General features: G+C 58.4%; 20 protein-coding genes. 10 read left to right on the top strand and 10 right to left on the bottom strand.

Features of this window, described 5'->3' with window-relative positions; all coding sequences use genetic code 11:
• The first annotated feature begins 322 nt into the window (after positions 1-322).
• The 4 genes from PSH78_RS21290 (at position 323) to PSH78_RS21275 (ending at position 4,484) form a co-directional block, all read left to right on the top strand.
• Positions 323-1,354 (top strand): amino acid ABC transporter substrate-binding protein, encoded by a 1,032-nt coding sequence (locus PSH78_RS21290; protein ID WP_305496588.1) that lies wholly within the window; start codon positions 323-325, stop codon positions 1,352-1,354.
• Positions 1,355-1,419: 65 nt separating this feature from the next.
• On the top strand, positions 1,420-2,601 hold the full coding sequence (locus tag PSH78_RS21285; RefSeq protein ID WP_305496587.1) for an amino acid ABC transporter permease: 1,182 nt from the start codon (positions 1,420-1,422) through the stop codon (positions 2,599-2,601).
• A gap of 10 nt (positions 2,602-2,611) precedes the next feature.
• Positions 2,612-3,709, top strand: a complete 1,098-nt coding sequence (locus PSH78_RS21280; RefSeq protein ID WP_305496585.1) for an amino acid ABC transporter permease — start codon at positions 2,612-2,614, stop codon at positions 3,707-3,709.
• Positions 3,710-3,719: 10 nt separating this feature from the next.
• Positions 3,720-4,484, top strand: coding sequence for an amino acid ABC transporter ATP-binding protein (locus PSH78_RS21275; protein ID WP_003178331.1), 765 nt, complete (start codon positions 3,720-3,722; stop codon positions 4,482-4,484).
• A 56-nt stretch (positions 4,485-4,540) separates the two neighbouring features.
• On the opposite strand, the gene PSH78_RS21270 is transcribed toward PSH78_RS21275, so the two are convergent.
• Positions 4,541-5,026 (bottom strand): type II toxin-antitoxin system MqsA family antitoxin, encoded by a 486-nt coding sequence (locus tag PSH78_RS21270; RefSeq protein WP_305496583.1) that lies wholly within the window; start codon positions 5,024-5,026, stop codon positions 4,541-4,543.
• Complete coding sequence (locus PSH78_RS21265; RefSeq protein WP_305496580.1) at positions 5,023-5,334, bottom strand: type II toxin-antitoxin system MqsR family toxin; 312 nt, start codon at positions 5,332-5,334, stop codon at positions 5,023-5,025. The genes PSH78_RS21270 and PSH78_RS21265 overlap by 4 nt, the downstream gene beginning before the upstream one ends.
• 166 nt (positions 5,335-5,500) lie before the next feature.
• Between PSH78_RS21265 and PSH78_RS21260 the strand changes: the two genes are divergently transcribed.
• From PSH78_RS21260 to PSH78_RS21245, 4 genes are all read left to right on the top strand, one after another.
• On the top strand, positions 5,501-6,160 hold the full coding sequence (locus PSH78_RS21260; protein ID WP_305496578.1) for a FadR/GntR family transcriptional regulator: 660 nt from the start codon (positions 5,501-5,503) through the stop codon (positions 6,158-6,160).
• A gap of 14 nt (positions 6,161-6,174) precedes the next feature.
• Positions 6,175-7,479, top strand: a complete 1,305-nt coding sequence (locus PSH78_RS21255; RefSeq protein ID WP_305496577.1) for a CynX/NimT family MFS transporter — start codon at positions 6,175-6,177, stop codon at positions 7,477-7,479.
• A gap of 88 nt (positions 7,480-7,567) precedes the next feature.
• Positions 7,568-8,038: a nuclear transport factor 2 family protein gene (locus PSH78_RS21250; protein ID WP_305496576.1), complete on the top strand. Its 471-nt coding sequence runs from the start codon at positions 7,568-7,570 to the stop codon at positions 8,036-8,038.
• A 42-nt stretch (positions 8,039-8,080) separates the two neighbouring features.
• Complete coding sequence (locus PSH78_RS21245; RefSeq protein WP_305501344.1) at positions 8,081-8,398, top strand: GIY-YIG nuclease family protein; 318 nt, start codon at positions 8,081-8,083, stop codon at positions 8,396-8,398.
• Between the two features lie 89 nt (positions 8,399-8,487).
• Here the strand turns inward: PSH78_RS21245 and PSH78_RS21240 are convergent, their stop codons facing one another.
• Positions 8,488-13,527, bottom strand: a complete 5,040-nt coding sequence (locus tag PSH78_RS21240; protein ID WP_305496575.1) for an RHS repeat-associated core domain-containing protein — start codon at positions 13,525-13,527, stop codon at positions 8,488-8,490.
• A 279-nt stretch (positions 13,528-13,806) separates the two neighbouring features.
• Between PSH78_RS21240 and PSH78_RS21235 the strand changes: the two genes are divergently transcribed.
• Complete coding sequence (locus PSH78_RS21235; RefSeq protein WP_305496574.1) at positions 13,807-14,742, top strand: glutathione S-transferase family protein; 936 nt, start codon at positions 13,807-13,809, stop codon at positions 14,740-14,742.
• Between the two features lie 156 nt (positions 14,743-14,898).
• Here PSH78_RS21235 and PSH78_RS21230 read toward each other — a convergent pair whose 3' ends face one another.
• Positions 14,899-15,255, bottom strand: coding sequence for a glutaredoxin family protein (locus tag PSH78_RS21230; RefSeq protein WP_305496573.1), 357 nt, complete (start codon positions 15,253-15,255; stop codon positions 14,899-14,901).
• Entirely contained in the window at positions 15,255-16,259 is a 1,005-nt protein-coding gene (gene yejK, locus PSH78_RS21225; RefSeq protein ID WP_305496572.1) for a nucleoid-associated protein YejK, read from the bottom strand. The genes PSH78_RS21230 and yejK overlap by 1 nt, the downstream gene beginning before the upstream one ends.
• A 394-nt stretch (positions 16,260-16,653) precedes the next feature.
• On the opposite strand from yejK, the gene PSH78_RS21220 reads away from it, so the two are divergent.
• Positions 16,654-16,935, top strand: a complete 282-nt coding sequence (locus PSH78_RS21220; RefSeq protein ID WP_030139622.1) for an HU family DNA-binding protein — start codon at positions 16,654-16,656, stop codon at positions 16,933-16,935.
• A gap of 110 nt (positions 16,936-17,045) precedes the next feature.
• Here PSH78_RS21220 and rlmF read toward each other — a convergent pair whose 3' ends face one another.
• From rlmF to PSH78_RS21195, 5 genes are all read right to left on the bottom strand, one after another.
• Complete coding sequence (rlmF, locus tag PSH78_RS21215) at positions 17,046-18,065, bottom strand: 23S rRNA (adenine(1618)-N(6))-methyltransferase RlmF (RefSeq protein ID WP_305496571.1); 1,020 nt, start codon at positions 18,063-18,065, stop codon at positions 17,046-17,048.
• Positions 18,066-18,325: 260 nt separating this feature from the next.
• Entirely contained in the window at positions 18,326-21,172 is a 2,847-nt protein-coding gene (locus tag PSH78_RS21210; RefSeq protein ID WP_305496570.1) for a valine--tRNA ligase, read from the bottom strand.
• A gap of 231 nt (positions 21,173-21,403) precedes the next feature.
• The gene (locus PSH78_RS21205) at positions 21,404-21,769 is read right to left on the bottom strand and encodes a DNA polymerase III subunit chi (RefSeq protein ID WP_305496568.1); all 366 of its coding nucleotides are present in this window, start codon (positions 21,767-21,769) and stop codon (positions 21,404-21,406) included.
• Positions 21,770-21,776: 7 nt separating this feature from the next.
• Complete coding sequence (locus tag PSH78_RS21200; protein WP_305496566.1) at positions 21,777-22,205, bottom strand: DNA polymerase III subunit chi; 429 nt, start codon at positions 22,203-22,205, stop codon at positions 21,777-21,779.
• Positions 22,206-22,263: 58 nt separating this feature from the next.
• Complete coding sequence (locus tag PSH78_RS21195) at positions 22,264-23,754, bottom strand: leucyl aminopeptidase (protein WP_305496564.1); 1,491 nt, start codon at positions 23,752-23,754, stop codon at positions 22,264-22,266.
• Between the last annotated feature and the right edge of the window lie 270 nt (positions 23,755-24,024).

The following is a 24,024-nucleotide window of genomic DNA, read 5'->3' as shown; positions in this document are numbered from 1 at the left end:
CTATTGGTTTAGCCGAGTGATGATTCTTACGCAGCGCGGTAACACTATCAGCTCGACGCGACGCATGGGATATCAGAAATCCGGTGATGGATGTTCGCCAATAGCCGCTACGGGCTTCGCGAACGTGAAGGGCTACAGCCCGTTCGGCCGATTGGTGAGAAGTGAGTAAGGCGCCGTTTATAGCCGCTCTCATTTATTAGACTCATAGCGAAGGCCCAGACGTCGGTTGACCCTAAAAAAAGCCAACAAGGGTCGGCAATGCCTCAAAAGGGTGCGACAGGGTCCCAGCTCCGACACAACAAGAGCAAAACTGGAGGTTTGAATGAAGTTACTGAAATCCACCCTGGCAGTCGTGACTGCAGCAGCAGTTCTCGGTGTCAGCGGGTTCGCTCAGGCGGGTGCAACCCTGGATGCCGTGCAGAAGAAAGGCTTTGTACAGTGCGGTGTGAGCGATGGTTTGCCGGGTTTCTCGGTACCTGATGCCTCCGGCAAGATCCTCGGCATCGACGCTGACTTCTGCCGCGCCGTGGCCGCCGCCGTATTTGGCGACGCCAACAAGGTGAAATTCAGCCAGTTGAACGCCAAAGAGCGTTTCACCGCGCTGCAATCTGGCGAAATCGATATCCTGTCGCGCAACACCACCATGACCAGTTCCCGCGATGCCGGCATGGGCCTGGTGTTCCCTGGCTTCATTACCTACTACGACGGCATCGGCTTCCTGGTAAACAACAAGCTGGGCGTCAAGAGCGCCAAGGAACTGGACGGCGCGACCATCTGCATCCAGGCCGGTACCACCACCGAGCTGAACGTTTCCGACTACTTCCGCGGCAACGGCCTGAAGTACACTCCCATCACTTTCGACACCTCCGATGAAAGCGCCAAGTCGCTGGAATCCGGTCGTTGCGACGTACTGACCTCCGACAAGTCCCAGCTGTTCGCCCAGCGCAGCAAGCTGGCTTCGCCGAAGGACTACGTAGTTCTGCCGGAAACCATTTCCAAGGAGCCACTGGGCCCAGTCGTGCGTAATGGCGATGAAGAGTGGTCGAAAATCGTCCGCTGGACTGGCTACGCCTTGCTCAACTCCGAAGAAGCCGGCATCACTTCGAAGAACGTCGAAGCTGAAGCCAAAGCCACCAAGAACCCGGACGTCGCCCGTATGCTCGGCGCTGATGGCGAATACGGCAAAGACCTGAAGCTGCCGAAAGACTGGGTTGTTCAGATCGTCAAGCAAGTCGGCAACTACGGCGAAATCTTCGATCGCAACCTCGGCAAGAGCACCCCGCTGGAAATCGATCGTGGCCTGAACGCTCTGTGGAACGCAGGCGGCATTCAATACGCACCACCAGTGCGCTGATGGTTCTATCACCCGGTGGGCCAACCACCGGGTGATGTTCTGTTCCATTCCTTGCGGGGCACTTCATGCAAAATTCAATCGGCGCACCTAAGCAGAGGCTCAGCCTCAGCGATCCACGAGTGCGTGCGTGGGTATTTCAGATCGTCACCATCGTGGCGGTCATTTCTCTGGGCTGGTTTCTGTTCGACAACACGCAGACCAACCTTGAGCACCGGGGCATTACCTCCGGTTTCAGCTTCCTGGAGCGCAGTGCCGGTTTCGGCATCGCTCAAACCCTGATCGACTACACCGAGGCGGACAGCTATGCCCGCGTCTTCGTCATCGGGCTGCTCAACACGCTGCTGGTGACCTTCATTGGTGTCATTCTGGCGACAATCCTCGGTTTCATCGTCGGCGTGGCCCGCCTGTCGAAGAACTGGATCATCGCCAAGGTGGCGACGGTGTATGTGGAGGTCTTTCGCAACATCCCGCCGCTGCTGCAGATCCTGTTCTGGTACTTCGCGGTGTTCCTGACCATGCCGGGGCCGCGTAACAGCCATAACTTCGGCGACACCTTCTTTGTCAGCAGCCGTGGCCTGAACATGCCGGCGGCGCTGATGGCTGAAGGGTTCTGGCCGTTTGTGGTCAGTGTCGTGCTGGCGATCGTCGCCATCGTGCTGATGACCCGCTGGGCCAACAAGCGTTTCGAAGCGACTGGCGAGCCGTTCCATAAATTCTGGGTAGGCCTGGCGTTGTTCCTGGTGATCCCGGCGTTGTGCGCACTGATCTTCGGCGCGCCCGTGCACTGGGAAATGCCGCAGCTCAAGGGGTTCAACTTCGTCGGTGGCTGGGTATTGATCCCGGAACTGCTGGCCTTGACCCTGGCGCTGACGGTGTACACTGCGGCGTTCATCGCCGAGATCGTGCGTTCGGGCATCAAGTCGGTCAGCCATGGCCAGACCGAGGCGGCTCACTCGCTGGGCCTGCGCAACGGTCCGACCTTGCGCAAGGTGATCATCCCGCAAGCCCTGCGCGTGATCATCCCGCCACTGACCAGCCAATACCTGAACCTGGCGAAGAACTCTTCGCTGGCGGCCGGTATCGGTTACCCGGAAATGGTTTCGCTGTTTGCCGGTACGGTGCTGAACCAGACCGGGCAGGCCATTGAAGTCATTGCCATCACCATGAGCGTGTACCTGGCGATCAGTATCAGCATTTCCCTGCTGATGAACTGGTACAACAAGCGCATTGCGCTGATCGAGCGGTGAGGAAACGCGCATGACATCCCATACTTTCAAACCTGATATGCCGCCACCGAGCAAAGTGTTCGGGCCGATGGCATGGATGCGCGCAAACATGTTCTCCAGCTGGCTCAATACGCTGCTGACCCTGTTTGCGTTCTATCTGATCTACCTGGTGGTTCCACCGATCCTCAGTTGGGCGATCATCGATGCCAACTGGGTCGGCACCACTCAAGCCGACTGCACCAAGGAAGGCGCCTGCTGGGTGTTCATCCAGCAGCGTTTTGGCCAGTTCATGTACGGCTATTACCCAGCGGATCTGCGCTGGCGCGTGGACCTGACCGTGTGGCTGGCGGTGATCGGCGTGGCACCGCTGTTCATCTCGCGCTTCCCGCGCAAGGCGATCTACGGCCTGAGCTTCCTGGTGCTGTACCCGATCATCGCCTGGTGCCTGCTGCACGGCGGCGTCTTCGGCCTGGCCACCGTGGCGACCAGCCAATGGGGCGGCCTGATGCTGACCCTGGTGATCGCCACCGTCGGTATTGCCGGCGCTTTGCCGTTGGGCATCGTCCTGGCGCTGGGGCGTCGGTCGAACATGCCGGCGATTCGCGTGGTCTGCGTGACCTTCATCGAGTTCTGGCGCGGCGTGCCGTTGATCACGGTGCTGTTCATGTCCTCGGTGATGCTGCCGCTGTTCCTGCCTGAGGGCATGAACTTCGACAAGCTGCTGCGGGCACTGATCGGCGTGATCCTGTTCCAGTCGGCCTACGTGGCCGAAGTGGTGCGTGGCGGTCTGCAAGCGATTCCGAAGGGGCAATACGAAGCGGCCGCGGCGATGGGCCTGGGCTACTGGCGCAGCATGGGCCTGGTTATCCTTCCGCAGGCGCTGAAGATGGTGATCCCGGGGATCGTCAACACCTTCATTGCGCTGTTCAAGGACACCAGCCTGGTGATCATCATCGGCCTGTTCGACCTGCTCAACAGCGTGAAACAAGCTGCCGCCGACCCGAAATGGCTGGGCATGGCCACTGAAGGCTATGTGTTCGCCGCCTTGGTGTTCTGGATTTTCTGTTTTGGTATGTCCCGCTATTCCATGCATTTGGAACGCAAGCTGGACACTGGCCACAAGCGTTAGGAGTTGACTCATGAGTGAAGCGATCAAACAGCCTGTGAGCCCTGAAGGCATTATTCAGATGCAGGGCGTGAACAAGTGGTACGGCCAGTTCCACGTGTTGAAAGACATCAACCTGAACGTCAAGCAGGGCGAGCGTATCGTGCTGTGCGGCCCTTCGGGTTCCGGCAAGTCCACCACCATCCGCTGTCTCAATCGCCTGGAAGAGCACCAGCAGGGCCGCATCGTGGTCGACGGTGTCGAGCTGACCAACGACCTCAAGCAGATCGAAGCGATCCGCCGTGAAGTCGGCATGGTGTTCCAGCACTTCAACCTGTTCCCGCACCTGACCATCCTGCAGAACTGCACCCTGGCGCCGATGTGGGTACGCAAGATGCCCAAGCGCAAGGCCGAGGAAATCGCCATGCACTATCTGGAGCGCGTACGCATTCCAGAGCAGGCACACAAGTACCCGGGCCAGCTCTCCGGCGGTCAGCAGCAGCGCGTGGCGATTGCCCGCGCCCTGTGCATGAAACCGAAAATCATGCTGTTCGACGAACCGACCTCGGCCCTCGACCCGGAAATGGTGAAAGAGGTTCTGGACACCATGATCGGCCTGGCCGAAGACGGCATGACCATGCTCTGCGTGACCCACGAGATGGGTTTCGCCCGCACCGTGGCCAACCGCGTGATCTTCATGGACAAGGGCGAAATCGTTGAACAGGCCGCGCCAAACGACTTCTTCGACAACCCGCAGAATGATCGTACGAAGTTGTTCCTGAGCCAGATCCTGCATTGATCCGATCTTAGGCAGTGAAAATAGACCCGGACTTGTCCGGGTTTGTTTTTTTGGGGTCAGAGATCCGCCGTGTCATGTTCCGGATGGCGACCTGACAACAGTCGCTGCAAATGGGCTTCGTCGTTCAGCGAATGGACTTCAGCCATCAGATGCGGATGCCGGTCAAGCAGGCGCATCAGCACGAATAACGACTGAGCCGGGGTAACTTCGCCGCGTTCATAACGGGAAAACGCATTGTGCCCGCCTCCGGATAGCAGCTTCACCGCGTCTTTTTGCGTGAGGTGCAGTTTGCGGCGGATGCGTTTGATTTCCGCACCTGTCGCCAGCGCGTAGTCTTCCAGCAACTGGTCGCTGGCCCTGGAGTAACGCTCGGCGCTGTCAGTGTCGTGATCGAATTCGATTTCACCGCAGATCCGGCATTCCCATCCGGCAATATCGTGCACTTGCCGAGTCACCTGCCTGTAGTCGACCGTAAAGCTACGGCCGTTGAAGTGATGCATCGCGTCGATGCTGCCGCAGCTGACACATTGCTGGGTTTTCATTGGTTTTTCTCCTTGAAGGAAACCACCGGATGCCCACCGCCAGGGCGGTAAGTCACCTTGATGTAGATCTCCCGATCCTGAAATGTTGTGTGATAGACGTCTTGCCAGATTCGGTGGTCGGCATAGGTGGTCATCGATTTATGCAGCATCCTGTATTCCAGCAGGTGAACGATCCGCAGCATCCGGGCGAGACTCAACATCATTCTTCGTCCGCCTTCGCGAGCGTTCAATGTGAACGCCTTGCTTCCCAACCTGTGAACCTCGGCCTTGACCACTGCCAGGTCGTAATGGGGTGTGCTCTTTTCCATAAGAAGCCGTTTGCCTTGTCCCAATGATTACCCATAAAGGGTAAATCTGACTAATCGAAAATTCGGATTCTTTGCCTCCCATAAAACGTAGGCGGTTGCCGTCCTACGCGAAGCTGACTAACATGTCAGAAAATTCATCCCATGATTGGATGAAAAGGCGAGCCCCATGTCAGAAATGTCCCCGCTAATAAAGCGCTCCCTGGTCGATCAAGCCTTGGAGCAACTGCGTCAACGCATCAGTGACGGCGTGTGGGCTGTCGGCCAGCGCCTGCCTACCGAGCCGGAATTGGTCGCCGAGCTAGGCATCAGCCGCAACACGGTGCGCGAAGCCATGCGCGTGTTGGCGTTTTCCGGATTGATCGAAATTCGTCAGGGCGACGGCAGCTACGTGCGTGCGGTCGTCGACCCGCTGGACACGCTCAAGGCGCTCTCCCGTTGCTCGTTGGGGCAGGCCCGGGAAACCCGGCACATCCTAGAAGTCGAGGCCATCGGCCTGGCGGCGCTACGGCGCACCGAGGACGATCTGCTTGCCTTGCGCCAGGCGCTGAAAACCAGCGGCGAGCATTATCACGGCGACCTGGAGCACTACATCGCCTGCGATCTGGTGTTCCATCGCCTGCTGGTGGACGCCGCGCACAACCCGGCCCTGAGCGAGCTGTATCGCTATTTCTCCAGCGTGATCGGCGCTCAGTTGCGCCAGAGCCTCAATATCATTCCCCGTCATCAACACGTGTTCGACCTGCACATCGAAATCCTCGAAGCCGTCGAACGCCAGGATCCGGAGCGGGCCAAGGCCCTCTGCCGGCAGTTGATCAATGAACCCTGAACCCCGAGCTTTCCATGTCCCGCGATCCGCTTGACCGCACTACCGCAACGCCGAACAAACGCGGCGCCGAACTCGAAGAATTGCTGATCGACGCCGAGGCGGACGACGAGCAGGCCCAGCAGAGCCAGCCGCTGGTGCGTCGGCCCTGGTTGCTGCTGCTAGGCCTGATCCTGGTCGCGTTGAACCTGCGCCCGGCCTTGTCGAGCATGGCGCCGTTGCTCAGCGACGTGTCGAAAAGCCTCGGCCTGTCGGCCGCTCAGGCCGGTCTGCTGACAACCCTGCCAGTGCTCTGCCTGGGCCTGTTCGCGCCATTGGCGCCAGTGCTGGCGCGCCGCTTCGGCGCTGAACGAGTGGTGCTCGGGATCCTGCTCACACTGGCTGGCGGCATCATCCTGCGCAGCTCGTTCGGCCAGGTCGGCCTGTTCGCTGGCAGCATCCTCGCCGGCGCCAGTATCGGGGTGATCGGCGTGTTGCTGCCGGGCATCGTCAAGCGCGACTTCGCCAGGCAGGCCGGCACCATGACCGGTGTCTACACCATGGCGCTGTGCCTGGGCGCGGCGATGGCGGCCGGCGCGACGGTGCCGTTGAGCGAACACCTGGGCCATGACTGGGCCCTGGGCCTGGGCTTCTGGATGCTCCCGGCCCTGCTGGCCGCAGTATTCTGGCTGCCGCAAGTGGGCCAGAAACACGGGGCGCATCAGGTGGCGTATCGTGTCCGCGGGTTGCTGCGTGATCCCCTGGCCTGGCAAGTGACCTTGTACATGGGGCTGCAATCGTCCCTGGCCTACATCGTGTTCGGCTGGTTGCCGTCGATCCTCATCGGCCGCGGGCTGACCCCAACCCAGGCGGGGCTCGTATTGTCCGGCTCGGTAATCGTGCAGTTGATCAGCTCTCTCGCGGCGCCCTGGCTGGCGACGCGCGGCAAGGACCAGCGCCTGGCTATCGTGGTCGTCATGCTGATGGTGCTCGGCGGGCTGTTCGGCTGCCTCTACGCGCCCATCGATGGGTTGTGGGGCTGGGCAATCCTGTTGGGCTTGGGGCAGGGCGCAACGTTCGCCCTGGCTCTGACGCTGATCGTGCTGCGCTCGCGCGACGCCCATGTGGCCGCCAACCTCTCCGGCATGGCCCAGGGTTTTGGTTATACGCTGGCGTCATTGGGGCCGTTCGCGGTCGGCGTGGTGCATGACTTGACCGGTGGCTGGAATGCCTTGGGCTGGATCTTTGGCCTGGTTGGCCTGGGCGCGATCATCGCCGGCCTCGGCGCCGGTCGAGCGTTGTATGTCGGCGTCGTCAGTGAAAGAGTCGGCGAGCTTCGCTGATGCCATTTTCATAGCGAATGACGATAGTGTTCCTCGCGGCGGCAGATTATCGTGCAGGCCTTACTGAAACGATTTCCGGAGTCCGTCCATGAGCGATGCCCACACAGCCCTGATCACCCGGTTCTACCAGGCGTTCCAGCGCCTCGATGCCGAGGCCATGAGCGCCTGCTACACCGATGACGTGGTGTTCAGTGATCCGGCCTTCGGTGAACTGCGTGGGCGCGATGCCGGCGACATGTGGCGCATGCTCACCACGCGGGCCAAGGATTTTTCCCTGACGTTCGATAACGTGCGCAGCGACGAACGTTCCGGCGGTGCCCATTGGGTGGCGACTTATCTGTTCAGCCAGACCGGTAATACCGTGGTCAACGATATCCAGGCGCGCTTCGTGTTTCGTGACGGCAAGATCTGCGAGCACCGCGATCATTTCGACCTGTGGCGCTGGTCGCGCCAGGCCTTGGGCACCAAAGGCCTGCTGTTGGGTTGGACGCCGCTGGTGCGCAACGCCGTCCGCGCCCAGGCACTCAAGGGGCTGCGGGCGTTCCAGGCCAGTCGCTGATAAGATCGCGGCTTGTTTCCATCGCGGCTGTTGAATATTTCCGTGACCACCGTTGAATCCCCCCCCGACCTCGCTGCCCCCGCCGCGCCCGAACCGGCCAAGCCCTGGTTCGTCTACCTGGTGCGCGCCGCCAACGGCTCGCTGTACTGCGGCATCAGCGATGACCCGGTGCGGCGTTTCGCCAAGCATCAGAGCGGCAAGGGCGCACGTTTTTTCCTCTCCAGCCCGGCGGTCGAGCTGGTCTATACCGAGGCCTGCCGCGACAAGGGCGAGGCGTTGCGGCAGGAGCGGTTGATCAAGAAGTTGAGGAAGAGTGCGAAGGAGTGTTTGGTGGCGAGTAAGGCGCAGGCCAGGGATTAGCTGGCCTGCCTGGGCGAGAGGGCGGGTTTGGTGCTTATCCAGCTCATTTCATCGAGATGCGATGAGCACGCATCCTACGATTTTTCTCCTCAAGGGAAGCGAATCGAGTCAAAGGTAAAATCAGCGAACAGTTCAGCATGCTTGTCCGGCAAGTAGGGATTGGTTTTGTACACCGTATGCTTCATCTGTTTGGCAAACATATCGGTCAGGGCCCGTTCCCCTTGCGGACCGCCCGCCGAGGCTCCTTTAAACAGTCGCGACATGTTTGAAGCGCCGTAGTTGACCGAAACCGAGCCGATATAGCCTTTAACGGGGGTGTTTATGAGTTGCCTGAACTGGGCGGCAAAGGAGGCAGCGCCTCCGTTGCCCGAATAACACATCAATAGCCGGACGTAATCGTAGACATTTGGATCTATACCTTTCTTGTTCAACAGGAAAAGCAAGTCACTGGCAGAATGCTCCGCGTTGTTCAGTATCATCGTGGAACTGCTATTCATTGCTTTTTCCATCAGCGTCAGATCCTTACCATGCACACCAATGTTAAGGCGTTGTAGATTTTTATGGGTGTCTACGAACATAAAGAGCTCGTCGTCTAACTGCCTGAGGGACCGCATGGTGCCGCCCATTCTTACCACGCGCCCACCGCCAGCAACTGCCGTCCCCGTACCAGAAAAAACCGCCCGTTCGGCGCTGGCGGCCAACATCGCGCTCCGGGCCGCCAACTTGGCGCCCACCAAACCGGCTCCTGCACCGGCTAATCCGGTTCCTAAAGAAGCCCAACCCAATGCGCTCGATAGTTCTGGATTGCTCTCCTCCAAAGCGGCCGAGGCAACCCCGAAAGCTGCCGACGTTACGGCCAGGCCCATGGCCGCTGCAGTCCAGCCTGCTGACGCGCCGCCAGTGAAAGGTGCCAGGGCGATACCAATGCCACCCACCATTACCGCTCGCACCACTGGGTTGTAGAGGAAAGGTTGATGAGTCATCACGCTGTACTGATGGACAACCTGTGCGTGTCCGCTGGGATCGCTGAAGTTGATCGGATTGTTGCTGCAATAGCTGTAGCCATTGAGGCCACCCGCACCGAAGGGGCTTAGGCTGTCTGGCGCTTGGAAATGCTGATTCGCCGGGTCGTAGACACGGTAGCCGTTACCTAGGTGATAGGTGTTCGTAACCCGGTCGATCGGTTGACCGTTGAAACCCAGCCAGCTGGGTTTGCTCCAGTCATCCGGGCGGTAACCGAAGGGTGTGTAGGCAAAGTAGGTTGGACGATTAGTGGACAGGTCGTAACTGGCCACTAGCGATCCATTTGCATCCATCAGTTCGAAGCTGTTGGAAATGTTGGGTTTTCCATCGGTCGCTACAATTTTCTGTTGTTGCAGAATGCAGGCGTCACTTTCGTTCAGGAGTAACAGCGTCCGGTCAATTGACTTTCCACCGACAGTCATCCGGCCGCTACGAGCATACTGCCGTTGCCCTAGGTAATAATATTTTTCGTAATAGTCGGTACCAAAACAGGCAACCTGACGACCCAAGCTGTCGTACATATATTCGTAGTTGGAAAAGGCTTTTCCGGCGCCTGCCTTTAAATAGCTTGGCTTGGATGCCTCGTTGTAGCTCAGCGTTTGCCCGTTGAAGTCCTCTTTCAGACGGCCTATTTCATCATAGGAGCATGTAGTTTGGGGATAAGGCGCCAGCGTATGTTTAATGGACTTGAGTTGAGCACGGTCAGTCGTATCGTAAGTAAAAAGAGACGTATTTTCCCCTTGATCAAAGGTGTTGATGCACTGAGTAATATTACCCAGTCCATCATAGGTAAAGACTTGTTTTGCCAGTTTTTTTCCTTGTGGGTCGACGGGCATCTGGCTGCCGGAGCACTGATAGGACGCGAGGCGGCCGTCAGGGGTATAAGTGAATTTTTCCGAACGCAGCAGTTTCTCTGCTTCAAACATATCCGAGCTGGCTAGCCAAGCGCCTAGATAGGTTCGCTTGATGATGAGGTCAGCGAAACCAATGAGTTTGAAGCGACGTTCGCTTTCGCGAAGCAATTCATCATAGACATAAGTGACGATCATGGAGCGTTTGCTCTCATTGTGTGTAACCGTCTGCTCCTTGAGTGAACCGTTGTCATAATAGCTCAGGCGCGTATCCACTTGGTTACTGGTTGACTTCGTCGGACGCCCCAGTGAGTCATAGTCATGTTGCGTGGTGTTGCCGAAGGTGTCCTGGCTTTCAAGTAGCAGGCCACGCAACGAATAGATTAAATGAGTGTTAGAGGAGCCTCCATCAGGGTAACCGGTTGTCTTGTTGCTGAAACGACCGGTCATTCGGTCGTAACTTGACTCGTAACTTGCAGTTTTTACCGAGTGAAAGTTGGAGCCCTTGAGGCTGCCCTCGCCTAAAGGGCCGCTGTCTGCGTAGGTATAGGTCTGTTTTCTTCCGCCGATCGACACTTCATTGATCCGTCCCAACCCATCGGTTTTACGTTGGCCAATGGTATAGGCATCGGTAGCCTGAATTTTTGTCGAGATAACCGTTGCGGCGGAAGAGTGGGCGGGGTAGGCGTTATAGACCATCAGATTCGCACTGGCTATTTTGGTCATACGGCCAAAATGATCGTACTCATATTCAGATGCAGGCCCCTGGCTAGGCTTTTGTGTTTTTAACCGTCCCCAGTTATCGTAGATGTAGCTGGTGGTATGAGTCACTTTATCGTTGACGAAAATCTGCTCCTCGCGCTGACTTCCTCCGCTTGGGGTGTCCAGGATATTAATGCGGATACCATTGGAGTAGTCGCCCGATTTTCGCCATTTTGAGAGTCTACGATTAATAGGATCATATTCTGAATGGAAGGCTTCTTTTCCGTTGATCAGGACTTTTGATGGTTGGCCCCAGTTGTCATAGAATGTTTGCATCGTACGGCTCATCGGTTTTTTACCTTCGGGTGCGCAATCAAATTCAACGGTTTGTTTTTCCCTACCCAGCTCGTCATAGGTCGTGGTGGACAACGTCATCCAGTCCTTTATGATCGGGCTGTGGTGTTTCGTAGTGACGACTCGCCCTAAGGCATCATGTTCTTCTCGATACGAATCACCCGAAGGGAATTTGGTGGTGATGCACTGTAAGCCATTAACGATTTCGTACTGAAAAAGGGTTTTGTTTCTTGCTTCTGCGCGTTGGTCAAATTCGCTGGTACTGATCAAGCGGCCGCTATTGTCATATTCATAGGACGTCTTGTTACCGACACCGTCGATGGTTTCAATCAATTCTCCGGTGAGGGCCGACACGGTCCGGCTGGTAATGACGGAGAGGCCATCGGCACTTTTCAATGTGCTGGTAGTTGTCAATCGGTTATCTTTAACTTGATACCCGAATTCAGTTTTAAGTTTGGACAGCGGCACCTCGGAACCATTTTCGTCGAGTAAGTATTGGGTGAGGGTTTTTACCCGGTCGAAGGCGATCGGATCTCTGCTATCGACGTAATACTCCATGGCTTCTACCGTCATCTTGCCGTTCTGTTTGGGTTTCAGTTTTTTGAAATCTTCAGTGACGGCAGGGTCGAAGATAGTTAGCTTAATTGAAGGTTTGACTGCGGACCCAGCGAGTGACGGATCTTTCGTCGGCAATTCGGTATAGCCATAAAAGGTCCATTTGAGATCGATCCGTTTGTTTTCGCGATAGGTGAAGATTTTTTCCGACTCTGGATGAACCCTGAAAAAATTAGGATCTCCTGGGCAAATGATGTCCACAGGCAGGTTGTAATCAATCTTTCCCGATTCAGTTTTAAATCGTGATTGAGTTTTGGCACGATCTTCAATCGTACCCCAAGTCAAGCCCTGCTTGTTGACAAGACCGTTAATAAGCCCTATCGGGTTTAGATTATCCCCAACCCACCCCAACCATCCCAGCGGCCCGGACGCATCGGTCTTGGTGTAAGTTCGGAGGATGACATCTTCCTCCTTGGGAGCGCCTCGATAGTATGTCCACTCGGTGGTGATGCCGTCGTCGGCAGTACCAGTCAGGTTGCCAAACGCGTCTACCGTTGACGTGGACACTTCGGTCCTGCTGAAGCCGTTTTTTTGATAGTTATTGTGGGTCGTAGTGGCCAGCTTATTCGAGGCCCAAATGCTTGCCATCTGTATGGTGTGTACGCAGTCGCCTTGGGTATGGACCTCTTTAATTTGAACTCCATCGGCGTTGTAGTGGAATGTGGTACGAGGGTTACCCTCGATTACGCGGGTGAGTGTAGTAACGTTTTCCGCTGGCGTGGCACTGTATGAGTAAGTGCGATCGCTTAGCTTTATGCCGTTGGCGCTACAGGCGTGGCGGGATACTTTTCCGCTGGTGTCGTAAAAAATTTCGTCTTTCAGGCCTGACGAGTCCTCAACGGAGCTTAGCTTACGGGAGATGTATTGAAAGTTTTTTGTAGTAGGCGTGTCGGGCTTCTCTATCGTTTTCAGACTCGCCTCGACAGTACCTGGCTTATCAATTTTGAATTGGTAGGTCTGCTTTTGTTTTGTGTCAGGGTAGATTTCGAAAATAATAAGCTCGCGTGATTCCGAATAAGAAACATTTAGCAATGCCGTTTTTTCGTCCCGGATAGATTTTAATCTAGGGGGCAATTTTTCGCCCCTCGTTTCCCACTCTATCGTTAATGTCAAACCGGAGGGTGACGTAATTTTTTTTGGTGTTGTGACGGACGCATTTGGAATTTCTTTTTTCAGTGGAAGAGCTTTATTGTTGTAAAAATATGCAGTTAGTGTTTCGGTTATTCCATCTTTTTGTGTGATTTTAATCTCTCCAGGGGCGCCTTTAGTGCGTTTGAATGTAGGAGGCCACGACTGGGTATTATAAAGACTCCAGGCTTCGCCATTTTTGAGATGAAGCATTAGGTATTTTTTATCGACAAGTACATGTTCGTTGGTGAAGCGCAAAGCCCAATTACCGAAATTATCGTCGTAAATATCAGGGGAATAAAATATGTTTAGATCCAGCGTCGGGCCGCGACCCTCGTTACCCACCAACGATGCTATAGGCATGTAAGTGTGAAATTTCCCTGTGCGAGGCTCGACCCCATGCAGGATGGGGCTATGGGTGTCAAAAAAATGATAGGGTATGATTTCGCTTTCCATATCTACGTACCTTCTAATGAAGAGTTTGGCTAATTCAAAATTTGCCCGGAAGTGGAAAGGTTAGGGCGGATGGAACAGGCTGGAACCTGTAAGAACTAACAGTTCTTTATCTTCAAAAGAAATATATTAATAACTAAACAGACTAAGCGTGGTTTGGTTCTTTCACATGCGCTGCTCAGCCTTGGCGTCCATGACTTGGCATTCACCAGTCCGATCAGATAGGCCGCTTGTCCATTGCAAGTTAAGCTAGCCGTCCTTGCCCATGTGACGGACGCCAGCATGTCTGAACTGATCCTCCATCATTACCCAACCTCCCCATTCGCAGAGAAAGCCCGCCTGCTGCTGGGTTTCAAAGGACTGTCCTGGCGTTCGGTAGGTATCCCGCCGATGATGCCCAAGCCGGACCTGACGGCCTTGACCGGCGGTTACCGCAAGACGCCGGTGTTGCAGATCGGCGCTGACATCTACTGCGACACGGCGTTGATAGCCCGGCGGCTGGAGCAGGAGAAAGCCTCGCCGGCGCTGTTTCCCGAGGGCCGGGAAATGATCGCTGCGTCCTTTGCGGCATGGGCGGATTCGGTGGTGTTTCAGCATGCGGTAAGCCTGGTGTTCCAGCCGGAATCGGTGGCGGTGCGTTTTGCCAAGTTGCCGCCCGAGGCGATCAAGGCGTTCATCAGCGACCGTGCCGGGCTGTTCAGTGGCGGCACGGCCACGCGCCTGTCCGCCGAGCAGGCCAAGCATCAGTGGCCTGTGGTCATGGCGCGCCTGGAGCAGCAGTTGCAGCGTGAAGAGGGCGACTTCCTGCTGGGCGATCCGTCGATTGCCGACTTTGCCATGGCGCATCCGCTGTGGTTCCTCAAGGGTACGCCTGTCACTTCACCTTTGGTGGATGCTCACCCGGCGGTATCGGCCTGGCTGGCGCGGGTGTTGGGTTTCGGCCATGGTGCGTCGAGCCAGATGAGTTCCGAAGAAGCCCTGGAGGTGGCTCGTAATGCGACGCCGGCAGCGCTGCCGAATGAGTCATTCGAGGAGCCGAACGGATTTGTGGCGGGGCAGCGGGTGAGCATCGCGGCGACTGATTACGGTGTCGATCCGGTGGTTGGTGAGTTGTTGTTTGCCGGCAGCGAAGTATTGATTCTGCGTCGTCAGGACGAGCGTGGCGGGGTGGTGCATGTGCACTTTCCGCGGTTCGGGTTTCGTATCGAGGCGGTCTGATTTTTCATTAGGTGGTGACTGGTCTAACGCTTTCGCGAGCAGGCTCGCTCCCACATTGGGCCTGCGGTGGGCATCGGATTTGTGTTCACCGCAATTACTGTGGGCGAGCTTGCTCGCGATGGGGCCATCAGGGCCGACATGATTGTTGGCCGGCATTTATATCGCGGCCAACGCCTTGAGAATATTCTCCGGCTCATACCCACGAATCAACGTGCCATTCACATCGAGGATCGGGATCCCTCGGCCGCCCAAGGTCTCGTAGGCCTTGCGCGCCTCGGCGTCTTTCTCGATATCGAACTCGCGAAACGGCACGCCTTTCTCGTCCAGGAACCGTCGGGTTGCCTTGCAGTAGCCGCACCAGTCGGTGGCGTACAACACGACGCGGGCGTTATTGCGAAGCTGTTCCGAAACCATCTGCGACGGATTGAGCACCCGCTCGATCTTGCCCCAGTTCTGGTACGCGACCACCACCAGCAGAACCAGCAGGCACTTTTTCAGTACCCGGGTGAGCATCAGTTACGCCGCTTGAGCTGATCGGTCAGCGAGGTCGGCAAACCCTTGATGATCAGCGTGCCGGCCTCTTCGTCGTATTCGATCTTCGAGCCCAGCAGATGCGCTTCGAAGCTGATGGACAAGCCTTCGGCGCGGCCGGTGAAGCGGCGGAACTGGTTGAGGGTGCGTTTATCCGCCGGAATCTCCGGCGACAGGCCGTAGTCCTTGTTGCGGATGTGATCGTAGAACGCTTTCGGGCGCTCTTCGTCGATCAGTTCCGAAAGCTCTTCCAGGCCCATCGGCTCGCCGAGCTTGGCCTGGCTGCTGGCGTAGTCCACCAGGGTCTTGGTTTTCTCCCGGGCATCGTCTTCGGGCAGGTCTTCGCTTTCGACGAAGTCGCTGAAAGCCTTGAGCAGGGTGCGGGTTTCGCCGGGGCCGTCGACGCCTTCCTGGCAACCGATGAAGTCGCGAAAGTACTCCGAAACCTTCTTGCCGTTCCTGCCCTTGATGAACGAGATGTACTGTCTGGACTGTTTGTTGTTCTGCCATTCCGACACGTTGATCCGTGCCGCCAGGTGCAACTGGCCCAGGTCCAGGTGGCGCGACGGGGTCACGTCCAGCTCGTCAGTCACGGCCACGCCTTCGCTGTGATGTAGCAGGGCGATCGCCAGGTAGTCGGTCATGCCTTGCTGGTAATGAGCGAACAGCACGTGGCCGCCCACCGACAGGTTGGATTCTTCCATCAGCTTCTGCAGGTGTTCCACCGCCACGCGACTGAACGCAGTGAAGTCCTTGCCGCCGTCGAGGTATTCCTTCAGCCAGCCGCTGAACGGATGCGCCCCGGATTCGGCATGGAAGAAACCCCAGGCCTTGCCTTGCTTGGCGTTATAGCTCTCGTTGAGGTCGGCGAGCATGTTCTCGATGGCCGTTGACTCCGCCAGTTCGGAATCGCGAGCATGGAGCACAGCGGGCGTGCCGTCGGGTTTTTTGTCGATCAGGTGGACGATGCAATGACGGATCGGCATGGATTTCTCGGCTGATGAAAGAGGGGAGGGCGCGCTCCCCGAAAAAGGGCCCAGTGTACCGCAATCACTGGTTTTGGAACGCGACGAAGGCCCTTTCAGACCGGTCTGACACCCGGTGAGCATTTTTTTACCGATTTAGCGCAATAAAGCTGACCAAATGGGTAGGTAGAGGCGGATATTTCACAGGCGTTGTGCTAGTTTTGCCCGGTCTTACGCGAAGTCACTGCGTTAAGCGTGCATTCAGCATTTGTCAGGTCGAACCAAACCCGGATTTCGGCATCTATTACCCCGATCCGTCGTGGTGATGACCGAGGGCGGCTGATCAGATAGATCGGCTCGATGGCTGACACTGCACTCTGCAATCCATATGAATTTGATAGGGAAGGAACACTACATGGCTCTTACTAAAGACCAACTGATCGCTGATTTGGCTGAATCTGTAGACGCACCAAAAGCTACCGTGCGTGCGCTGCTGGACCAACTGGGCCAAGTGGTTGCCGATCAGCTGGAAAACGGCGGCGAACTGACCTTGCCAGGCGTTGGCAAGCTGAAAGTCACCGAGCGTCCTGCCCGTACCGGTCGCAACCCTTCGACTGGCGCAGCCATCGAAATCCCGGCCAAGAAAGTGATCAAGCTGGTTGTGGCCAAAGGCCTGACCGACGCGGTCAACAAGTAAGATCGTTTTATGAAAAACCGTGCCGCGGAGCGATCCGGGCACGGTTTTTTGTTGCCTTGAATAAAGTACTGATATGGCGGGCAATTCACTTGAGTTGAGCGCCGCGCCGTTCAGTCCTTGCGAGCCCAGCGCGCCTGGCGCCAGGCTTGTTGCTGCGCCTGGTCCTGAAAAGTCCAGGCCACGAACCGACTCTGCTTCTGCCCCTGGGACATTTCCACCACTTGGCTGTGCAGCGCTCCGGTCTTCTTCAGCGCGGCCTGAATCGCCGGCAGGTTCGACGCCTTCGATACCAGCGTGCTGAACCACAGCACTTGCCCAGCGACCTGGGCGCTCTCACTGATCAACTGCGTGACGAAGCGCGCCTCGCCACCCTCGCACCACAGCTCCGCCGCCTGGCCGCCGAAATTCAACACCGGCAACTTGCGTTTCGGATCCGCCTTGCCCAGCGCCCGCCATTTACGTTGGCTGCCTTTGGTGGCCTCCTCCAGGGAGGCATGGAACGGCGGGTTGCACATCGTCAGGTCGAACCGTTCGGCACTTTCCAGAAGCCCCGACAGGATGTGCTTGCGGTTGGGTTGCTGGCGCAGCTGGATGGCTTTGTTCAGTCCGTTGGACTGGACGATGGCCTTGGCCGACGCGATCGCCGTCGGGTCGATTTCCGAGCCCAGGAAGTGCCAGCGGTAATCGCTGTAGCCGATCAGCGGATAAACGCAGTTGGCGCCGGTGCCAACGTCCAGCACCTTGACCGCCGCGCCGCGAGGAATTTCACCTTCATTGTGGCTGGCGAGCAGGTCGGCGAGAAAATGCACGTAGTCGGCGCGCCCCGGCACGGGAGGGCACAGGTAGTCAGCCGGAATGTCCCAATAGGCGATGCCATAGAAGGACTTGAGCAGCGCCCGGTTGAACACTCGCACCGCCTCGGGGCTGGCGAAGTCGATGCTTTCCTTGCCGTAGGGATTGATGATCACGAACTTCGCCAGTTCCGGTGTGCTCCTGATCAGCGCCGGGAAGTCATAGTGGCCCTGATGGCGATTGCGCGGATGCAGGCTGGCCTTCTCCCGCGGCGCTTTGGCCTCGGCGACGGGCTTGGGCTTCTGGCGGGGAGGTCGGGGAGGTCGAGGGGCGGTCATGGCGGGTCGATTCAGGGCTGGCTCAAAGTGGCGGGCATTGTCCCACATTCGGTGTTGATGGCTGCGCGAATTAAATGTGGAGGCGAGCTTGTGTGGGAGCGAGCTTGCTCGCGATGGCTGTGTATCAGCTGGCATAAGATTGGCTGACCTGCCGCTATCGCGAGCAAGCTCGCTCCCACAGGTTCGCTACTGTCTGAAGGATGGAGCAGACAGAAAAAAAGGAGGCCACCTGGGCCTCCCTTTTCAACCACGAACCACCGTTACAGGCTAGCGATCCGCGCGTGCTGCTCGGCCAGCTTGCCCAGGGCCTGTTCGGCCTCGGCCAGTTTGGCCCGCTCCTTCTCGATGACTTCGGCCGGCGCCTTGTCGACGAAGCCGGCGTTTGACAGCTTGCCGCCGACGCGCTGAACTTCGCCCTTCAGACGCAGGATCTCCTTGTCCAGGCGCGCCAGTTCGGCGGCCTTGTCGATCAGGCCGGCCATTGGCACCAGCACTTCCATCTCGCCAACCAGGGCGGTGGCCGACAGCGGTGCTTCTTCGCCCGCAGCCAGTACCGTCACCGACTCGAGTTTCGCCAGCTTCTTGAGCAGCGCTTCGTTCTCGTTGAGACGACGCAGGTCTTCGGCGTTGGCGTTTTTCAGGAACAGGGTGAGCGGTTTGCCGGGGCCGATGTTCATTTCGGCGCGGATGTTGCGCAGGCCGAGCATGAAGGTCTTCAGCCACTCGATGTCGTCTTCGGCTGCCGGATCGATGCGGCTTTCGTTGGCCAACGGCCACGGTTGCAGCATGATCGTCTTGCCCTGCGCACCGGCCAGCGGTGCGACGCGCTGCCAGATTTCCTCGGTGATGAACGGCATGAACGGATGCGCCAGGCGCAGGGCCACTTCCAGTACGCGAACCAGGGTGCGACGGGTGCCGCGCTGACGCTCGACCGGTGCGTTTTCGTCCCACAATACCGGCTTGGACAGTTCCAGGTACCAGTCGCAATACTGGTTCCAGATGAACTCGTACAGCGCTTGTGCGGCCAGGTCGAAACGGAACTGGTCGAGTTGGCGGGTCACTTCGGCTTCGGTGCGTTGCAACTGCGAAATGATCCAGCGATCAGCCAGGCTCAACTCGTAGGCTTCGCCGTTCTGGCCGCAGTCTTCGCCCTTGTCCAGCACGTAGCGCGCGGCGTTCCAGATCTTGTTGCAGAAGTTGCGATAGCCTTCGACGCGGCCCATGTCGAACTTGATGTCGCGACCGGTGGATGCCAGCGAGCAGAAGGTAAACCGCAGGGCGTCGGTGCCGTAGCTGGCGATGCCCTCGGCGAATTCTTCGCGGGTGGCCTTCTCGATCTTCTTCGCCAGTTTCGGCTGCATCAGGCCCGAGGTGCGTTTCTGCACCAGGGTTTCCAGGTCAATGCCGTCGATGATGTCCAGCGGGTCGAGGACGTTGCCCTTGGACTTGGACATCTTCTGGCCCTGGCCGTCGCGCACCAGGCCGTGGACGTAGACGGTCTTGAACGGCACTTGCGGCGTGCCGTCCTCGTTCTTCACCAGGTGCATGGTCAGCATGATCATCCGGGCGACCCAGAAGAAAATGATGTCGAAGCCGGTGACGAGCACGTCGGTGGAGTGGAATTTCTTCAGGAACTCGGTCTGTTGCGGCCAGCCCAGGGTCGAAAACGTCCACAGGCCCGAGCTGAACCAGGTGTCGAGAACGTCGTTGTCCTGCGCCAGCGCTACGTCCGGGCCCAGGTTGTGCTTGGCGCGGACTTCGGCTTCATCGCGACCGACGTAGACCTTGCCCGACTCGTCGTACCAGGCCGGGATGCGGTGGCCCCACCACAGCTGGCGGCTGATGCACCAATCCTGGATGTCGCGCATCCACGAGAAGTACATGTTTTCGTATTGCTTGGGCACGAACTGGATGCGGCCGTCTTCCACGGCGGCGATCGCCGGCTCGGCCAGGGGCTTGGTCGACACGTACCACTGGTCGGTCAGCCACGGCTCGATGATGGTGCCGGAACGATCGCCTTTCGGGACTTTCAGGGCATGATCGTCGACGCTGACCAGCAGGCCGGCGGCCTCGAACGCAGCAACGATCTGCTTGCGCGCTTCGAAGCGATCCAGGCCGGCGTATTCGGCCGGGATATGGCCGTCGACGCTCTCGTTCAGGGTGCCGTCGAGGTTGAATGCCTGGGCGGCCGGCAGGACATTGGCGTTCTTGTCGAAGATGTTCAGCAGCGGCAGGTTGTGGCGCTTGCCGACTTCGTAGTCGTTGAAATCGTGGGCCGGGGTGATTTTCACGCAACCGGTGCCGAATTCGGGGTCGCAATAGTCGTCGCCAATGATCGGGATGCGACGGCCAACCAGCGGCAGCTCGACGAACTGGCCGATCAGCACCTGGTAGCGCTCGTCGTTCGGGTTCACCGCTACGGCGGAGTCGCCCAGCATGGTTTCCGGACGAGTGGTGGCGACGATCAGGTAATCCTTGCCTTCGGCGGTCTTGGCGCCGTCGGCCAGCGGGTACTTCAGGTTCCATAGGAAACCTTTCTCGTCGTGGTTTTCCACTTCGAGGTCGGAAATGGCCGTGTGCAGCTTGGTGTCCCAGTTGACCAGGCGTTTGCCGCGATAGATCAGGCCGTCTTCATGCAGGCGCACGAAGGCTTCCTTGACCGCTTCGGACAGGCCGTCGTCCATGGTGAAGCGCTCGCGGCTCCAGTCCACGGACGAGCCGAGGCGACGGATCTGACGGCTGATGTTGCCGCCGGATTCGTCTTTCCATTCCCAGACTTTCTCGAGGAATTTCTCGCGACCCAGGTCATGGCGATTCTGGCCCTGGGCTTCGAGGCGACGTTCCACCAGCATCTGCGTGGCGATACCGGCGTGGTCGGTGCCCGGCTGCCACAAGGTGTTGCGGCCTTGCATGCGACGGAAACGGATCAGGGCATCCATGATCGCGTTGTTGAAACCGTGGCCCATGTGCAGGCTGCCGGTGACGTTCGGCGGCGGGATCATGATGGTGTAGGAATCGCCCGCGCCTTGCGGAGCGAAATAATTCTCGGACTCCCAGGTGTTGTACCAGGAAGTTTCAATGGCGTGCGGCTGGTAGGTCTTATCCATGCGCGGCGGGACCCTATTGGCATTTATTCAGGAAAAGCCGGGAAGTATAGCGGGCGGGGCGAGTGCAAGCCACAGGCTGGGAGCGGCACGTCGGGTATATATAGGGGCAGTGAACCCTGTGGGAGCGAGCTTGCTCGCGATGGCGGTGGTTCAGCCTGCACTTATATTGGATGTGCCGGCCCCATCGCGAGCAAGCTCGCTCCCACAGGGGACGATCAGCAGGTCTGTTATCTATTCGTACTGGCTCAACAACCGCTCCATCCGCGCATCCAGCCGGCGTTTGATCTCGGTTTCGATGTGCGGGGCGAAATCGTCGATCACGTCTTGCAGGATCAGTTGGGCGGCGGCGCGCAATTCCTGGTCCAGATGCAACAGGGCGTCGGGCCCTTTGGGTTCGGCCTTGGGGGCTGGCTTGGGTTCGGGCTGGCCGGTGATCGGTTCGAACAGCAGCGGAATCTGCTCGTCATGCACGGCTTCGTGTTCCACCGTGTCGGTCAACAGCGGTGGCTGCAAGGTGTCGTCACCGAGCAGTTGGCGGATCGACTCGAGGTCATCCAGCAGGTGAGCAGGTTTTTGCGGCGGTTTTGGAGTGTCCATCGTAGGCTCAGAGTCGCTGTAAACGGTGGTCTTGCAGAGCATAGCCCTGTTCGCGGTAGAAACGGAAACTCTCCCGCGCGGCTTGCCGGATGGCCGGGTCTTCGACCACGACTTCCGCCACGCGGGCGAAACGCTGGGCAAACGCCGGCACTTTCAGGTCGAGATTGACCAGCAGGTCCTGATGCTGACCGCAGTCTTCCCCCAGTCCCAGCACGATCAGTCCTTCGGGTTCGCTTTCGGCCGGACCGTGGGGCACGAAACTCTCGCCCTTGAACGCCCACAGGCGCGCGTCCAGGTCTTCGCGCTGAGCGGCATCGCTGCAATGCAAATAGATGCGATGGCCCATGCGCCAGGCTTTCTCGGTGAGCTTGCAGGCAAAATCCAGTCGCGCCGAGGGATCGGCGCTGGGCAGGATGTAGAAGTCGACTTTGGTCATTGCGTTCCTTGAATCGCCGGGGCGTCACCCGAGGGCGACGCACCGGCGATCATCGGTGTCAGGCCTTGGCGCGGTCCAGCAGGTACTGGGTCAGCAGGGGAACCGGACGGCCGGTGGCGCCCTTGTCCTTGCCACCGCTGGTCCAGGCCGTGCCGGCGATGTCCAGGTGGGCCCAGTTCAGGTTCTTGGTGAAGCGCGACAGGAAGCACGCTGCGGTGATGGTCCCGGCTTTCGGGCCGCCGATGTTGGCGATGTCGGCGAACGGGCTGTCCAGCTGTTCCTGGTACTCATCGAACAGCGGCAACTGCCAGGCGCGATCGTCGGCCTGCTGGCCGGCACTGAGCAGTTGGCCGATCAGCTCGTCGTTGTTGCCCAGCAGGCCCGAGGTATGGGCGCCCAGGGCGACGACGCAGGCGCCGGTCAGCGTGGCGATGTCGATCACCGCTTGCGGCTTGAAGCGTTCGGAATAGGTGAGGGCGTCGCACAACACCAGACGGCCTTCGGCGTCGGTGTTGAGGATTTCCACGGTCTGGCCGCTCATGGTGGTGACGATGTCGCCCGGGCGCGAAGCCGTGCCGCTGGGCATGTTCTCGGCGCAGGCGAGGATGCAGACCAGGTTGATCGGCAATTGCAGCTCGAGCACGGCGCGCAGGGTGCCGAACACGCTGGCGGCGCCGCCCATGTCGTATTTCATTTCATCCATGCCGGCGCCGGGCTTGAGGCTGATGCCGCCGGTGTCGAACGTGATGCCCTTGCCCACCAGGGCGTACGGCTTCTCGGATTTCTTGCCGCCGTTGTATTGCATCACGATCAGGCGTGGCGGCTGGGCGCTGCCCTGGCCGACGGCATAGAACGAACCCATGCCCAGGTCCTTGATTTTCTTCTCGTCGAAGACCTCGACCTTCAGCCCCTTGAATTCCTTGCCCAGTGCCTTGGCCTGTTCACCCATGAAGGTCGGGTGGCAGATGTTCGGCGGCAGGTTGCCCAGGTCGCGGGTGAAGGCCATGCCGTTGGCGATCGCGGTGGCGTGGGTCACGGCGCGCTGGACCTCGGCCTGGGCAGCCTTGATGGTCAGCAGGGTGATTTTTTTCAGCGCACGGGGTTCGGCTTTCTGGCTCTTGAACTGGTCGAACTGGTATTCGCCATCCACCAGGGTCTCGGCCAGCAGGCGATTCTTGCCGTAGCTGTCGCGGCCTTTTACAACCAGTTCGTCCAGGGCCAGCACGGCGTCGCCACCGCCCAGGTTTTTCAAGGTGCCCAAGACGCCGGCAATGATCTTGCGAAACGGACGGTCGCCCAGTTCAGCGTCCTTGCCGACGCCCACCAGCAGCACGCGTTCGGCCTTGAGGTTGGGGAGGCTGTGCAGCAGCAGGCTCTGGCCGACCTTGCCGGCCAGGTCGCCGCGCTTGAGCACGGCGCTGATGGCGCCGCCGCTCAAGGCGTCGAGCTGGGTGGCGACGACGCCGAGCTGGCGGTTCTCACCAACGGCAACCACCAGCGTGGCGGTCTTCAACGTTTCTGGGCTGACGCTTTTTACAACCAGTTCCATGTCCGGATCCTTGAGTCAATGGTCAAGAGGCCAGGCGCCGCGACGACAGTGGCGCGCTGAACAGCTGTCTTCTATATAAAAGAAGCGCCGGAGCTTGCCGGCGACAAAGGCCGCAGTTTGAACCCCGGCGCCCGAAGCTGACAACCCTCGCAACGGTTAACTTTTTTGGCTGGGGAGCGTCTGCTTAAAGCATGCGCAGTGACAGGCGCCTCCAATCACAGGATAATGCGGCTCTTTTTTCGGCTGCTCGCAGTATGCGTCGGCTCGATA

Origin of the sequence: Pseudomonas sp. FP198, assembly GCF_030687895.1 — a bacterium.
Taxonomy (GTDB): Bacteria; Pseudomonadota; Gammaproteobacteria; order Pseudomonadales; family Pseudomonadaceae; genus Aquipseudomonas.
This window is presented reverse-complemented; position numbering and strand designations above follow the sequence as displayed.

Excerpts from the sequence above, each read along its gene's own strand:
- PSH78_RS21290 (WP_305496588.1), top strand. The coding sequence starts at position 323 with ATGAAGTTACTGAAATCCACCCTGGCAGTCGTGACTGCAGCAGCAGTT.
- PSH78_RS21285 (WP_305496587.1), top strand. The coding sequence starts at position 1,420 with ATGCAAAATTCAATCGGCGCACCTAAGCAGAGGCTCAGCCTCAGCGAT.
- PSH78_RS21280 (WP_305496585.1), top strand. The coding sequence starts at position 2,612 with ATGACATCCCATACTTTCAAACCTGATATGCCGCCACCGAGCAAAGTG.
- PSH78_RS21275 (WP_003178331.1), top strand. The coding sequence starts at position 3,720 with ATGAGTGAAGCGATCAAACAGCCTGTGAGCCCTGAAGGCATTATTCAG.
- PSH78_RS21270 (WP_305496583.1), bottom strand. The coding sequence starts at position 5,026 with ATGAAAACCCAGCAATGTGTCAGCTGCGGCAGCATCGACGCGATGCAT.
- PSH78_RS21265 (WP_305496580.1), bottom strand. The coding sequence starts at position 5,334 with ATGGAAAAGAGCACACCCCATTACGACCTGGCAGTGGTCAAGGCCGAG.
- PSH78_RS21260 (WP_305496578.1), top strand. The coding sequence starts at position 5,501 with ATGTCAGAAATGTCCCCGCTAATAAAGCGCTCCCTGGTCGATCAAGCC.
- PSH78_RS21255 (WP_305496577.1), top strand. The coding sequence starts at position 6,175 with ATGTCCCGCGATCCGCTTGACCGCACTACCGCAACGCCGAACAAACGC.
- PSH78_RS21250 (WP_305496576.1), top strand. The coding sequence starts at position 7,568 with ATGAGCGATGCCCACACAGCCCTGATCACCCGGTTCTACCAGGCGTTC.
- PSH78_RS21240 (WP_305496575.1), bottom strand. The coding sequence starts at position 13,527 with ATGGAAAGCGAAATCATACCCTATCATTTTTTTGACACCCATAGCCCC.
- PSH78_RS21235 (WP_305496574.1), top strand. The coding sequence starts at position 13,807 with ATGTCTGAACTGATCCTCCATCATTACCCAACCTCCCCATTCGCAGAG.
- PSH78_RS21230 (WP_305496573.1), bottom strand. The coding sequence starts at position 15,255 with ATGCTCACCCGGGTACTGAAAAAGTGCCTGCTGGTTCTGCTGGTGGTG.
- yejK (WP_305496572.1), bottom strand. The coding sequence starts at position 16,259 with ATGCCGATCCGTCATTGCATCGTCCACCTGATCGACAAAAAACCCGAC.
- PSH78_RS21220 (WP_030139622.1), top strand. The coding sequence starts at position 16,654 with ATGGCTCTTACTAAAGACCAACTGATCGCTGATTTGGCTGAATCTGTA.
- rlmF (WP_305496571.1), bottom strand. The coding sequence starts at position 18,065 with ATGACCGCCCCTCGACCTCCCCGACCTCCCCGCCAGAAGCCCAAGCCC.
- PSH78_RS21210 (WP_305496570.1), bottom strand. The coding sequence starts at position 21,172 with ATGGATAAGACCTACCAGCCGCACGCCATTGAAACTTCCTGGTACAAC.
- PSH78_RS21205 (WP_305496568.1), bottom strand. The coding sequence starts at position 21,769 with ATGGACACTCCAAAACCGCCGCAAAAACCTGCTCACCTGCTGGATGAC.
- PSH78_RS21200 (WP_305496566.1), bottom strand. The coding sequence starts at position 22,205 with ATGACCAAAGTCGACTTCTACATCCTGCCCAGCGCCGATCCCTCGGCG.
- PSH78_RS21195 (WP_305496564.1), bottom strand. The coding sequence starts at position 23,754 with ATGGAACTGGTTGTAAAAAGCGTCAGCCCAGAAACGTTGAAGACCGCC.